Annotated in this window: 11 protein-coding genes; 9 read left to right on the plus strand and 2 right to left on the minus strand. The window is 73.1% G+C overall.

Annotation, left to right across the window (positions count from 1 at the left end):
- Positions 1 to 203 precede the first annotated feature (203 nt).
- From AB5J87_RS04370 to AB5J87_RS04385, 4 genes are all read left to right on the plus strand, one after another.
- Positions 204 to 728 (plus strand): PadR family transcriptional regulator, encoded by a 525-nt coding sequence (locus AB5J87_RS04370; RefSeq protein WP_369374115.1) that lies wholly within the window; start codon positions 204 to 206, stop codon positions 726 to 728.
- A gap of 126 nt (positions 729 to 854) precedes the next feature.
- Positions 855 to 1,124, plus strand: coding sequence for a hypothetical protein (locus AB5J87_RS04375; RefSeq protein ID WP_369374117.1), 270 nt, complete (start codon positions 855 to 857; stop codon positions 1,122 to 1,124).
- Between the two features lie 476 nt (positions 1,125 to 1,600).
- Complete coding sequence (locus AB5J87_RS04380; RefSeq protein ID WP_369383350.1) at positions 1,601 to 2,614, plus strand: hypothetical protein; 1,014 nt, start codon at positions 1,601 to 1,603, stop codon at positions 2,612 to 2,614.
- Positions 2,615 to 2,691: 77 nt separating this feature from the next.
- Positions 2,692 to 3,210 carry an SAM-dependent methyltransferase gene (locus tag AB5J87_RS04385; protein ID WP_369383351.1) on the plus strand — a complete coding sequence of 173 codons (519 nt, stop codon included), beginning with the start codon at positions 2,692 to 2,694 and terminating at the stop codon, positions 3,208 to 3,210.
- Between the two features lie 241 nt (positions 3,211 to 3,451).
- Here AB5J87_RS04385 and AB5J87_RS04390 read toward each other — a convergent pair whose 3' ends face one another.
- On the minus strand, positions 3,452 to 3,631 hold the full coding sequence (locus tag AB5J87_RS04390; protein WP_369374118.1) for a hypothetical protein: 180 nt from the start codon (positions 3,629 to 3,631) through the stop codon (positions 3,452 to 3,454).
- 320 nt (positions 3,632 to 3,951) lie between these two features.
- On the opposite strand from AB5J87_RS04390, the gene AB5J87_RS04395 reads away from it, so the two are divergent.
- Complete coding sequence (locus AB5J87_RS04395) at positions 3,952 to 6,930, plus strand: SNF2-related protein (protein WP_369374120.1); 2,979 nt, start codon at positions 3,952 to 3,954, stop codon at positions 6,928 to 6,930.
- Positions 6,927 to 8,237, plus strand: a complete 1,311-nt coding sequence (locus AB5J87_RS04400; RefSeq protein WP_369374122.1) for an SWF or SNF family helicase — start codon at positions 6,927 to 6,929, stop codon at positions 8,235 to 8,237. The genes AB5J87_RS04395 and AB5J87_RS04400 overlap by 4 nt, the downstream gene beginning before the upstream one ends.
- Here the strand turns inward: AB5J87_RS04400 and AB5J87_RS04405 are convergent.
- The gene (locus tag AB5J87_RS04405; protein WP_369374124.1) at positions 8,215 to 8,775 is read right to left on the minus strand and encodes a hypothetical protein; all 561 of its coding nucleotides are present in this window, start codon (positions 8,773 to 8,775) and stop codon (positions 8,215 to 8,217) included. The genes AB5J87_RS04400 and AB5J87_RS04405 overlap by 23 nt on opposite strands.
- Before the next feature lie 275 nt (positions 8,776 to 9,050).
- Between AB5J87_RS04405 and AB5J87_RS04410 the strand changes: the two genes are divergently transcribed.
- From AB5J87_RS04410 to AB5J87_RS04420, 3 genes are all read left to right on the plus strand, one after another.
- Positions 9,051 to 9,626: an N-acetylmuramoyl-L-alanine amidase gene (locus AB5J87_RS04410; protein WP_369374126.1), complete on the plus strand. Its 576-nt coding sequence runs from the start codon at positions 9,051 to 9,053 to the stop codon at positions 9,624 to 9,626.
- Positions 9,627 to 9,753: 127 nt separating this feature from the next.
- The gene (locus tag AB5J87_RS04415; protein ID WP_369374128.1) at positions 9,754 to 11,019 is read left to right on the plus strand and encodes a GAF domain-containing protein; all 1,266 of its coding nucleotides are present in this window, start codon (positions 9,754 to 9,756) and stop codon (positions 11,017 to 11,019) included.
- Between the two features lie 115 nt (positions 11,020 to 11,134).
- Positions 11,135 to 12,658 carry an aldehyde dehydrogenase family protein gene (locus AB5J87_RS04420; RefSeq protein WP_369374130.1) on the plus strand — a complete coding sequence of 508 codons (1,524 nt, stop codon included), beginning with the start codon at positions 11,135 to 11,137 and terminating at the stop codon, positions 12,656 to 12,658.
- The last annotated feature ends 114 nt before the right edge of the window (positions 12,659 to 12,772 follow it).

The following is a 12,772-nucleotide window of genomic DNA, read 5'->3' on the forward strand; positions in this document are numbered from 1 at the left end:
GGTCGAGCCGCTCCCTCCGGCCCCCTGCGACTCCGTCCAGCGGATCTGACCGCCCTGCTCGTCGAATGCCGTCTGTCGCACGGTCCCGCTCCCCCGTTCCTTCGGTCCGGCGGCTCGTCCCGCCGGGCTGACGCCGTGACAATACATCGGTATCGAAGTATTACGCCAGCGATGTACTACGAACATGGGGCAGAATGCGGGGCATGCTTGAACTCGCCATCCTGGGATTTCTGTATGAAGCGCCGCTGCACGGCTATGAGCTGCGCAAACGGATCACCGCACTGACCGGGCACGTACGTCCGGTCGCCGAGAGCACCCTGTATCCGGCGATCAAGCGGCTGGAGAGGGCGGGGTTGCTGACCCGCGAGACGCAGCCGGGGGCCGGGGCGGCGCCGCGCCACACGCTCTCGCTCACCGAGGAGGGCAGGGCGGAGCTCCTGCGGCGGCTCGCCCAGCCCGAGCAGGTCGAGATCACCGACGAGAACCGCTGGTTCACCCTGCTCGCGTTCCTGCGGCACCTGCCGGAGGCTGACGGGCAGGCAGCGGTTCTACGACGGCGGCTGCACTTCCTGGAGGAGCCCGCGAGCTTCTTCTACGACGGTGAACGGCCGCTCAGGGCAGAGGAGTTGGATGATCCCTTCCGGCAGGGGATCCTGACAGTGGCCCGTGCCACGAGTGCGGCGGAGTTGAAGTGGCTGCGGAGCACGCTCCGCTCCCTCGGTTCCTAGGGGGCGCACGGAACCGGAGTGCACACCCCCTTCTTTCACCGGGCCGTCAACTCTACGTTGAAGTAGGGAGCTCGCCACTGCGGCTTCCACGGCTGGTGAGGTCAACCCACGGGGAAGGCGGTCCGGATGTTTCGTATGTGGGGCAGATTCCGGAAGCCGGTTCGGCGCGAGCCCGCTCGGCAGCACAACATCTTCGAGGCGGCGGCGACCTATGTCGCGGCGTGCGCGGACGACGACCAGGAGAGGCTCGACGAGGCGGTGGGGTGGGTCTCGCCGGAAGCGATGTCGTTCGGCGTACGGGAACTCGCGTGCCGAGCCGTGATCGCGCTGGCCCGTGAACGGGACGAGTCGCCGCAGACGGTGGCGCGGTCGCTGATGGGGCTGCCGGTCGCCTGATGCCGCAACCGGGACGATGGGCGCCGCCCGGGGACCCGTCGAGCCTTGCCCCGCCCGCCCGGCCGTCGGTCGGATGCGGTGGAGATGCGGGGGATGTCGGGGGCTTGGCCGTCGACCGCCGCACCCCCGTACGCGCCTCATGCGCACCCTCCGCGCCACCCACGTCATCCGACGCCTCCGACCTGGGCGCGCCCTCCGCGCCCTTCGTCGCGCTGCGCGATGCGGCGCGGTCTCGGCTGATCAGATGTGATCTCGGCTGATCACGGACGATGTCGTCCCATCTCGGCGCTCCTCGCGGACGGCCTCCGGAGCCCCCGCGCCCCGGCCCGTGACCTCCACGGGCGCAACCCCTCGACGGCCGGGTTACCCACTGGTTATGGTGCGCCGACGAGCGATCCGAAGGGGTGAGTTCCGTGACCGGGACGGACGAGGCGGCGGCAGCCACAGTCGCGGCCGACGCGGCCGACGACGGCGCGGTGGAAGAAGCCGCGATCGAGGAAGGCGCGCTGTACGTGCTGACGGCGATACTGCTCACGCCCGCACAATTCCCCAGCGTGCTCGGCGACGACTTCCCCGAGGCGTGCGCGGCGCTCGGCCTGGAACCGTATCTCGACGGCTACGGAATGATCCTCGGCCAGGACGGGCACGGCGCCCGGTGGACCGTCATCGTCGATGACGCCTCGCTCGTCGCTGTGGCGATCGCGTCGTGGGACTGCGGGATGGAGTACGACCTGTCGCCGAACGAGCGCACGGTCGTGGCCACGTTGGCGGGCTGGCCGCTGGAGCTCGTGGTGGCCGCGCCCGGGGTGCCCGCGCCGCACGATCCCGAACCCGAACCGGACGAGAACGGCGCCGTACGGCCTCCGCTCACACCGCCCGACACGGATGTCTGGGGATCCGCGCAACGACGTCTGGGCGCCGACCAGGTCGCCCTGCAGTGGGCGACGTGGCGGGCCCAACTGGCCGACGCGGGACCGGACTCGCCCGAGCCGACGCCGGATTCGGGATCTGGACCGGGGTCGGGCCCCTCGCCGGAACCGGAACCCACGGCACCGGCAGGGTCCCGCGCCTCGAACGATACGAGCGAGCCCGACGACACCGGCGCCGCAACCGACCAGGCTGCGCCGCCCACCAGCACCGACACCGCCCCGGACACCAGCAGCACCACCGCGGCCCCCACTCCGGGCACGGACCCCGGCCCCAGCCCCGCCCTGGCTGAGCTCGACGCGCGTGTCGAGCAGGTCCTTGACGATGTGCGGCAGTACCTCGATTCCCCTCCCCCGCTCGGGCGGGTGCGTTCGAGTTTCGCGCCGGGCGGGGCCCGGATGCTGCGGGCGGACGGCCCGGGGTGGTCGATCGTGGCCAGGACCGACGACATAGCCTTCGTCCTGCTGGACGACGAGCCCGGCGAGGTGGTTCCGGTGGGACGCGGGCCCAGGCTGCCGGAGCTGTTGGCCGCCCTGGACAAGATGGCCGTACGGCCGAACTGAGGGGCAGCGGGACAGACGGACTCAGGCGGACTCCGGGGACGCGCGCGGGGCACGGATCGACGATGGACGGAGTACGCATGGCGGACGCGGACGGTGGAGCGGGCGAGCGCGGTACGGACGGCCCGGACGTGGTGTGCCGGCCGGTGGGGCGGGTGGTCGGCGGGCGCGTCGAGGTGGCCGACGACCGGTGGGGCGGCGAGTCGGCGGTGATCCGGCTCGATGCCGAACAGTTCGGCCCGGAGGCGCTGTTCGGGCTGGCCGACTTCTCCCACCTGGAAGTCGTCTACCACTTCGACCGGGTGTCGCCCGACAAGATCGAGTCAGGGGCGCGGCGACCGCGCGGCAACCCCGACTGGCCACTGGTCGGCATCTTCGCGCAGCGCCGCAAGAACCGGCCCAACCGGTTGGGCGTCTCCCGCTGCCGACTGGTCTCGGTCGACGGCCTCGACATCCGGGTCAGCGGCCTGGACGCGGTGGACGGCACGCCCGTCCTCGACGTCAAGCCTTACATGGCGGAGTTCGGCCCGCGCGGCGAAACGGTCCAGCCCGCCTGGTCGACGGAGCTGATGCGGGACTACTACAGCGGCGGCGAGTAGCAGCCCGACATGCCTTCCCGCCCTTGCCCATAGGGCGGGAGCCCATGACCGCGAGGGGGGATCGAACAGCACGATGCGGCTCTGGGCCCGAGCAGAGCGGCTCCGTCCAGGCCGTACGCTTCGGCAGCGTCCATACACCGCCGCCGACGGGTCCGCGCACGCGCGCTCGCCCCCCCGGGTCGGCTCAGTTCCTCGCGGCCGACGCTCGGGTCAGCCCAGCTCCTCGCGGTGGCCCCCGCGGTCAGCGCAGTTCCTTGCGGGTGATGTGGCGCAGCCTGCGGCGCTGCCCGGAGTCGAGCATCAGATAGGCCACGACGGGCAGCCCTATCAGCACCAGCAGCGCCGGCAGGAATCCGATCAGCGGGATCAGGATCAGTCCCACCACCACTCCACCGGCGGCGATCATCACGCGCTTCGACATGTCCGTCGCCTCCTTCACGGCCGCTACCGCTGCCGTCGCTCTCTGCACAAGGAACGCACGGCCGCGTCCCCAGGTTCCACGGTCCGGCATCCGATTCCGCACGTGCGCCGCGACCCACTCGTACGCCGCATGCTCACCGGCACCCGGCAGGTCCTCCTTGCACCGCGCGCCCGTCCGTCTCCGTACGCCGACCGTCTGCCTCCACTATGCGGCTTACCCCGGCTGTGCGGCTGCCGCCGTGCGGCGAGGACGGCGGACCGGCCCCCAGCCCGCAAGTGACCCACGTCACGGCGCGCGGCGGTCCGGGTGGGGTGCTCGCGGTGTACCCTCGGCGATCCCGGTCCGCAGTAGTCAAGTTTGAGGAATGTGTCATCGCCGTACACACGCTCCCCGCGCCCACACCCTCCGAGATCCATGAACTCGCCCGCTGCGACGTCGCCTTCCTGCCCGGCGACCCCGCCCGTACCGGCCGCATCGCCTTCTGGCACGCCGACGGCACAACCCCGCAAGCCTTCCCGGACCACATCGCGGAGCTGACCGTGGTCGCGGCCGACGCCATGCCGTACGAAGTACGGGCGGTGCTGCTGCCCGTACGGGAGGCGCTGCCCGTGCTCACCCGGGCGCGGCCCCGGGCGGATGCCTCGCGCGCCGCCGCGTTCTGGGGGACGGCGACCCTGCGCGCGCTGCAGCTCGCCGCGCGCGGACTCCTGCTGCCCGGCCTCTCCGCCACCGACCACGACGCCTGGCGGATCGGGCCGCTGGGCGCCGACGAACTGGCACACGTGCGCGAGCTGGCCGCCGCCATGCCGCCGGAGGCGCACGCGGTGCCGCTCGACGGCCGCACCGAGGACGCGGTAATGCTGGCGGAGCCCGAGGCGCTGCTGCGGCGGTTCCTGGACGCGGTGGCGGACGGGCTGCCGCGCACTGCGGCGGCCCCGCTGGCCACCGGCTCGCCCGCGTACGCCGCCGCCGCGCCCCTGCGGATGCCCGAGCAGCGGCCCTGGGCCGCGGAGGTGGCCGCCGGGCACGACGCGGGCGTACGCATCTCGCTGCGGATGGAGCTGCCCGGCCTGGAGTCCCTGGCGCCCGAGGCAGCGGCCCCGGCGTTCCGTGCCGTGCTCCAGTTGCACAGCGTCAGCGATCCGGCGCTGGTGGCGGACGCGGCCGAGGTGTGGGCCGAGTCCGGCCCGGCCGTCGCGGCCTTCGGCCCGCGCGCGCGGATGGACGCGCTGCTCGCGCTGCGTCGCGCCACGCGCGCGTGGGCACCGCTCGCACCACTGCTCTCGGCCGCCGTGCCGGACGCCGTGGAGCTGGCCGACGAGGAGGTGGGAGAGCTGCTCGGCGGGGCCGCGCGCGCACTGGCCGCGATCGGCGTTCCCCTGCACTGGCCCCGGCAGTTGGCGCGCGGGTTCACCACGCGCGCGGTGATCGGGGCCACGGGGGAACCGGCCGGGGACACGTCGGAGGCGGAAGAAGGTGCCGGGGACGCCACCCGGCGACTTGGCGGCGACGGCTGGTCGGCGCGCCCGTCCGTGCTGTCGGCGGACGCCCTGTTCTCCTTCGAGTGGCGGTTCGCGCTCGGCGACACCCGCCTCACGCGCGCGGAGCTGGACCGGCTGGCCGAGGCCAGCCGCCCGGTGGTGCGGCTGCGCGACCAGTGGGTGCTCATCGACCCCGAGGACGTCCGCCGCGCGCGTGCCGCGCAGGACCGCAAGGTGACCCCGCTCGACGCGCTCAGCACCGTACTGACGGGCTCTACGGAGGTGGACGGGCGCCGGGTCGAGGTGGAGGCGACGGGGTGGCTCGCCGCGCTGCGCGACCGGCTCGCCGAACCCGAGGCCACGCGCGCGCACGCGGTGGCGCAGCCCGCCGCGCTCACCGCGCGGCTGCGCGGCTACCAGCTGCGCGGCCTCAACTGGCTGGCCGACATGACCTCCCTGGGCCTGGGCGGCTGTCTCGCCGACGACATGGGCCTCGGCAAGACGATCACCCTGATCGCCCTGCATCTGCACCGTCAGGGCGAGCCGACGACCGCGGGTCCCACCCTCGTGGTCTGCCCGACCTCGCTGATGGGCAACTGGCAGCGCGAGATCGAGAAGTTCGCCCCGGGCACGCCCGTACGCCGCTTCCACGGCGGCACCAGGCAGCTGGCGGACCTGGCGGACGGCGAGTTCGTCCTGACGACGTACGGGACGATGCGGCTGGACGCCGCGAAGCTCGGCGAGGCGGCGTGGGGCATGGTCGTCGCGGACGAGGCCCAGCACATCAAGAACCCGCGTTCGGCGACCGCGCGGCAGCTGCGCACGATCGCCGCACGCGCGCGCGTGGCGCTCACCGGCACGCCCGTCGAGAACAACCTCTCCGAGCTGTGGGCGATCCTCGACTGGACGACGCCGGGACTGCTCGGCAGGCTCGGCACATTCCGCACCCGGTATGCGCAGGCCGTCGAGAGCGGCCGGGACCCGGCGGCGGCCGAACGACTGTCCCGCCTGGTCAGACCGTTTCTGCTGCGTCGGCGCAAGTCCGATCCGGGCATCGCGCCTGAGCTGCCGCCCAAGACCGAGACGGACCGCGCCGTCTCCCTCACCAAGGAGCAGGCCGGGCTCTACGAGGCGGTGGTGCGCGAGACCCTGGCGGAGATCGCGGACGCCGACGGCTTCGAGCGGCGCGGCCTGGTGGTCAAGCTCCTCACCTCGCTGAAGCAGATCTGCAACCATCCCGCGCAGTACCTCAAGGAGGAGCGGCCCCGCATCCCCGACCGCTCCGGCAAGCTCGAACTGCTCGACGAGCTGGTGGACACCATCCTCTCCGAGGACGGCGCGGTGCTGGTCTTCACCCAGTACGTGCAGATGGCACGGCTCATCGAGCGGCATCTGGCGGGACGCGGGGTGGCCACCCAGTTCCTGCACGGCGGTACGCCGGTGGCGCGGCGCGAGGAGATGGTGCGGCGCTTCCAGGACGGTGAAGTCCCGGTGTTCCTGCTCTCGTTGAAGGCGGCCGGAACCGGTCTGAACCTCACCCGCGCGGGCCATGTCGTCCACTACGACCGCTGGTGGAACCCGGCCGTGGAGGCACAGGCCACCGACCGCGCGTACCGGATCGGCCAGACCCAGCCGGTGCAGGTCCACCGCCTGATCGCCGAGGGCACGATCGAGGACCGCATCGCCGAGATGCTGACGCGCAAGCGCGAGCTGGCGGACGCGGTCCTGGGCTCCGGGGAATCGGCCGAGGCAGCCCTGACCGAACTGTCCGACGCCGAGCTGGCGGATCTGGTGGCACTGCGAGGGAGCGGACGATGAGCACGTACGACAGCGAGAGGTCCTCGGGACCGAACCCCGACGCGGACGGCGACTCGGAGGAGCGCGTCTTCGCGGCCCTCGCGCCCGCGCCGGGACGGGGTTTCGCCGGTACGTGGTGGGGGCGGGCCTGGCTGAAGGCGCTGGAGGAGACCGCACTCGACGGCCGGCAGCTCAAGAAGGGCCGCCGCTACGCGCGCGAAGGCGCGGTGGGCGCCGTGTCGGTGCGGCCCGGGCGGATCACGGCGGTCGTGCGCGACCCCGACGGCACGTCCTACCGCAGCGACGTGATGCTCCAGCGGCTCTCCGAGGACGGCTGGGACGGCTTCCTGGCCATGGCGGTCGAGCGGGCCGGACATGTCGCGGCGCTGCTGGACCGCGACATGCCGCCGCATCTGGTGGAGGACGCGGCGACGGCGGGCGTGGAGCTGCTGCCGGGGCTCGGCGATCTGGAGCCCGAGTGCAGCTGCGAGGCGTGGGACCACTGCTCGCACACGGCGGCGCTCTGCTACCAGGTGGCGCGGCTGCTGGACGAGGACCCGTTCGTCCTGTTCCTGATGCGCGGGCGGGGCGAGCGCGCCCTGCTCAGAGAGCTGGAGGAGCGCAGTGCGGCGCCCGCCTCGTCGTACGCGCCGCCGGTCGCGCCCCTCGGGGTGGCGGCGGTGGACGCGTTCGCTGCGCGGGACATCGTGCCGCCGCTGCCCCCCGTGCCGGAGATACCGCGCGAGCCCGGTACGCCTCCCCGTCTCGACACCGAGTCCGACCCGGCGCCCGGCGTCGATCCGGCCGCACTGGAGTTCCTGGCGGCGGACGCGGCGCGCCGGGCGTGGGCGCTCCTGGCGGAGGCGCTGGCTCCGGGGCATGAACTCCAGCCGCCCGGGTGGGAGCTGACGGAGGCCCAGGACGCGGTGCGCCTGGCGGCGGGTTGCGAGGACCGGCGGGTACGGGAGCGGCTGGCGGCCGGTTCGGGGCGGCGGGCGGCCGAGTTGGAGGTGGCCGTGCGGGCCTGGCGGCACGGCGGCGCCCCGGCCCTGGCCGTACTGGAGGAGGAGTGGACGCCCGGACCGGAGGCCCTGGCCCGTGCCCGCGACGCCCTCGCCCGCGCCTGGCAGGACGAGGAGCGGCCCGCCCTGCGCTCGGCCGGCCCGAACCGCTGGACCGTGCTCGGCAGCGGCGTACAGTTGCGGCTCGACCGGGACGGACGGTGGTGGCCCTACCGCGAGGAAGGCGGGGCCTGGGTCCCGGCCGGACCGGCGGACGCCGATCCGGGGGCGGCGCTGGCGGGCGTCACAGGTGCCGAGGAGGGCTGAGCGGAGCACCGCCGCCGCCCGCCCGTACGTCCGACGGGAGGTCGTCGGGCACGGAGACCGCCGAGGGCAGCACACCGCCCGGGAAGTCGGTGGGCAGGTCCGGCAGGTCGGACGGCAGGTCCGGGAAGACCGGCAGGTCGCTCGGGAACTCACTGGGGAGGCCGCTGGGCAGCTCCGAGGGAAGCCGCGACGGAAGGTCCGAGGGGAACCCCGACGGCAGCCCGGTGGGGAGCTCGGAGGGCAACTCGCTCGGGAGCACGGTCGGCAGGCGCAGTGACGGCGCCGGGCTGGGCGTGCCCGAAGGGCTGCCGGTGGGCGCGCCGCCGGGGCTGTCGCCGCCGCTCGCGTTCACGACGAGCACGATGGCGACGACGGCACCGGCCACCGCGACCGCGAGCACCAGGAAGATCCCCCTCCGGCTGCCGCCCGGCGGGGTGGCCGGCCGCTCCGGCGGCGGCTGCCAGGCGGGCGGGCCGAAGCCTCCGCCGGGCGGGGGCGGCGGCACCGGTGGGCGCGGAGGAACGGGCGGCGTGGCCATAGCCCCCAGAGTCGGGCCGAAGCGGTCATCTCGCGGCCCCCCTACGGAAATTGCCCAGAAGTCCGCGGCGCGAGGAGCCGCCGGGGGCCGCCGAGGGCCGCCGCGAACCTGATCGCCCAAGGGCGCGCGACCCGCGCCCGACCCGCCCGCGCGCCGGGCCTTCCACCTCCGTGCGCCTCCCCGTACCGTAACCTCGGCGAGGTTCCACCCGGTTGAACAGGACACGCACGACATCACTGGCGCCGCAGCCACGACGTAGAGGAGCGCCGTTTCCCGTGGACCGCAGAAGACTCCTCCAGGGCGCCGCCGCGACCGTGGGCGCCGGGCTGCTCTTTCCCGCCACGCGCGCGCAGGCGGCGGCCGACACGGACGATCCGGACGCGCACTGGGTGCCGGCCTCGGCCTCCAACTTCACGGCCTCGCAGCGCCCTTCCTCGTACCGGATCGACCGCGTGGTCATCCATGTGACGCAGGAGTCGTTCAGCAACACGCTCGCCATCTTCCAGAACCCGGCGAAGAAGGTGTCCGCCCACTACGTGGTGCGCTCCGCCGACGGCTACACGGCGCAGATGGTGCGCGAGCGCGACATCGCCTGGCACGCGGGGAACTGGGACTACAACACCCGCAGCATCGGCATCGAGCACGAGGGCTGGGTGGACCAGCCCGCCTACTTCACGAACGCGCTGTACGAGCGGTCGGCCCGGCTCACCGCCGCCCTCTGCGACCGGCTCGGCATTCCCAAGGACCGGGAGCACATCGTCGGCCACTACCAGGTGCCCGGCACCGACCACACCGACCCGGGGAGCAACTGGGACTGGGTACGCTACATCCGCCTGGTCAACTTCGCCTGACGGACCATCGGCGGTACCGGAACCGGTGGCGGATGCGCGACCGGCGTGCGAGGTGCCTTGCCGGGGACGCCGGACGGGCCGACGATGGACCGGTTCCCAGTGCGTCCCATCGGCCCGGAGGCCCCAGTTGACCGAGACGCGGTACGAGTCGTGGGTCGCCCTGGAAGCGGGCGCCGACCCCGTCGAGCGCACCGGCGAACTGCGGCGCGCCCACGAGGCGTTCACCTCGGCGGGCCGGGTGGTGCGGCCCGTGCGTCCGCTGGTGGCCGCGTCCTGGCGGCGTTCGGTGCGGGCCAAGGTCAGCCCCGACGGCACGGCCGGGGTGGAACTCGGCGAGGACGAGCTGGCGGCCTACCGCGACGAGCACCCGCTCGCCCGGGTGATGCCGGTGATCAGGGAGTTGATGGACGTCTACGCCCGGGACGGCGATCATCTGGTCGCCGTCTGCGACGCGCAGGGGCGACTGCTCTGGGTCGAGGGCCCGGCGGCGACGCGGCGCGAGGCGGGCCGGATGAACTTCGTGCCCGGCGCCCGGTGGGCGGAGTCCGAGGTCGGCACCAACGCGCCCGGGACCGCCCTGGCCGAGGACCGGCCCGTACAGGTCTTCTCCGCCGAGCACTTCCGGCGCCCGGTGCACCCCTGGACCTGCGCGGCGGCGCCGCTGCACGACCCGCGCACGGGCCGGCTGCTCGGCGCGGTGGACATCACCGGCGGCGACGGCCTGGCGCATCCGCACAGCCTGGCCTTCGTCCAGGCGGTGGCCCGCGCGGCGGAGGCGGAACTCGCGCTGCTCACCCCGCCCCCGGGCGACGCGGTGCACCTCAGCGCCCTCGGCCGGGACGAGGCGCTGCTGGTCGCGGGTGGCCGCAAGGTCCGGCTCAGCCGCCGCCACAGCGAACTCCTGGTCCTGCTCTCCCGCCACCCCGAGGGCCTGACGGGTGATCAGCTCCTGATCGATCTGTACGAGGACGAGACGGTCACCCCGGTGACGATCCGGGCCGAGCTCTCCCGGCTGCGCCGCCTGCTGGGCCCCGACCTGCTCGCCTCGCGCCCGTACCGGCTGGCCCAGCGCCTGGACGCCGACTTCGACACCGTCGCCCGCCGACTCGCCTCGGGCGCGGTCGCGGCGGCGATGGGCGCGTACGCGGGCCCGCTGCTGCCCGGCTCACAGGCACCCGCGGTGGTGCGCCTCCGTGCCCGCCTCGCCGGACAGCTGCGCGCGGCCCTCGTCGAACGCGGCGACCCGGGCCTGCTCGCCGACTGGACGCGCAGCCCGTGGGGCGAGGACGACGCGACGGTGTTGCGGGCACTGGCGGACGCGCTGCCGGAGTGTCAGCAGGGGCCGGTGTGGGCGAGGTTGAACGAGCTCGGGGAGGGACGGGAGTTCCTGTAGGGCGCGGGACCAGCGAGCACGCACTCGCCCCGCAACGGGGGCGCAACGTAGCCGGGCCTAGCCTCCGCACCGAGTGCCGTCCGAGGGCGGACGGCGCCGGAGGGAGGCAACGGAGATGGCCCGTTACGCAGCGCCCGGCACCGAGGGCGCGATCGTCTCGTACGAGTCCCGCTACGACCACTTCATCGGCGGCGAGTACGTGCCGCCCGTCCGCGGCCAGTACTTCGAGAACCCGAGCCCCGTCAACGGCCGCCCCTTCACCGAGATCGCCCGCGGCACGGCGGAGGACGTCGAGGCCGCGCTGGACGCGGCGCACGCGGCGGCGCCCGCGTGGGGCAGGACCGCCCCGGCCGAGCGGGCGTCCGTCCTGAGCAGGATCGCCGACCGGATGGAGGCCCATCTGGAGGAGCTCGCCGTCGCGGAGAGCTGGGAGAACGGCAAACCGGTCCGCGAGACCCTCGCCGCCGACATCCCGCTCGCCATCGACCACTTCCGCTACTTCGCGGGCGTTCTGCGGGCGCAGGAGGGGTCGCTGAGCCAGATCGACGAGGACACGGTCGCGTACCACTTCCACGAGCCGCTCGGCGTGGTGGGCCAGATCATCCCGTGGAACTTCCCCATCCTGATGGCCACCTGGAAACTCGCCCCCGCGCTCGCCGCGGGGAACGCCGTGGTCCTCAAACCGGCCGAGCAGACCCCGGCGTCGGTGCACTTCTGGCTGAGCCTGGTGGCCGACCTGATACCGCCGGGCGTACTGAACATCGTCAACGGCTTCGGCGTGGAGGCGGGCAAGCCGCTGGCGTCGAGCCCGCGCATCGCGAAGATCGCCTTCACCGGAGAGACGACGACCGGGCGCCTGATCATGCAGTACGCGTCCGAGAACATCCGCCCGGTGACCCTGGAACTCGGCGGCAAGTCCCCCAACATCTTCTTCGACGACGTCTGGGCGGCGGACGACGACTTCCGCGACAAGGCGCTCGAAGGGTTCACCATGTTCGCCCTCAACCAGGGGGAGGTGTGTACGTGTCCGTCGCGCGCGCTGATCCAGCGCGGCCACTACAGCGACTTCCTGGACGCGGGCATCGCCCGCACCGAGGCCATCGTGGCGGGCCACCCCCTGGACACCGACACGATGATCGGCGCCCAGGCGTCCAACGACCAGCTCCAGAAGATCCTCTCCTACCTGGACATCGGCCAGCAGGAGGGCGCGAAGATCCTGACGGGTGGTCAGCAGGTGCAGTACGACGGGGAAATGGCGGGCGGTTACTACGTACAGCCCACCATCTTCGAGGGCGACAACCGCATGCGGATCTTCCAGGAGGAGATCTTCGGCCCGGTCGTCGCGGTCACGTCCTTCACGGACTTCGACGACGCGATCCGAACGGCCAACGACACGCTGTACGGCCTGGGCGCGGGCGTCTGGACCCGCGACGGCAGCCAGGCATACCGCGCGGGCCGAGCGATCCAGGCGGGCCGGGTCTGGACCAACTGCTACCACGCCTACCCGGCGCACGCCGCCTTCGGCGGCTACAAGCAGTCGGGGATCGGACGGGAGACGCATCGGATGATGCTGGATCACTATCAGCAGACGAAGAACATACTCACATCATACTCGGCGAAGAAGCTGGGCTTCTTCTAGGGACCCAGAAAAAGGCGCCTGACCTGGGGTTTTCCCGGTCAGGCGCCTTTCGGCCGGCCCACTCATAGCGGGGTCCGGTTTATGGCGTAACTCCCAATTCATCCCACTGCTGTC

It is taken from the genome of Streptomyces sp. cg36 (genome assembly GCF_041080675.1).
Classification (GTDB): domain Bacteria; phylum Actinomycetota; class Actinomycetes; order Streptomycetales; family Streptomycetaceae; genus Streptomyces.

What these genes read in the sequence shown, in the direction of transcription:
- AB5J87_RS04405 (WP_369374124.1), bottom strand. Translation starts at nt 8,775, where the DNA reads ATGGCCACGCCGCCCGTTCCTCCGCGCCCACCGGTGCCGCCGCCCCCG.
- AB5J87_RS04390 (WP_369374118.1), bottom strand. Translation starts at nt 3,631, where the DNA reads ATGTCGAAGCGCGTGATGATCGCCGCCGGTGGAGTGGTGGTGGGACTG.
- AB5J87_RS04400 (WP_369374122.1), top strand. Translation starts at nt 6,927, where the DNA reads ATGAGCACGTACGACAGCGAGAGGTCCTCGGGACCGAACCCCGACGCG.
- AB5J87_RS04420 (WP_369374130.1), top strand. Translation starts at nt 11,135, where the DNA reads ATGGCCCGTTACGCAGCGCCCGGCACCGAGGGCGCGATCGTCTCGTAC.
- AB5J87_RS04385 (WP_369383351.1), top strand. Translation starts at nt 2,692, where the DNA reads ATGGCGGACGCGGACGGTGGAGCGGGCGAGCGCGGTACGGACGGCCCG.
- AB5J87_RS04370 (WP_369374115.1), top strand. Translation starts at nt 204, where the DNA reads ATGCTTGAACTCGCCATCCTGGGATTTCTGTATGAAGCGCCGCTGCAC.
- AB5J87_RS04375 (WP_369374117.1), top strand. Translation starts at nt 855, where the DNA reads ATGTTTCGTATGTGGGGCAGATTCCGGAAGCCGGTTCGGCGCGAGCCC.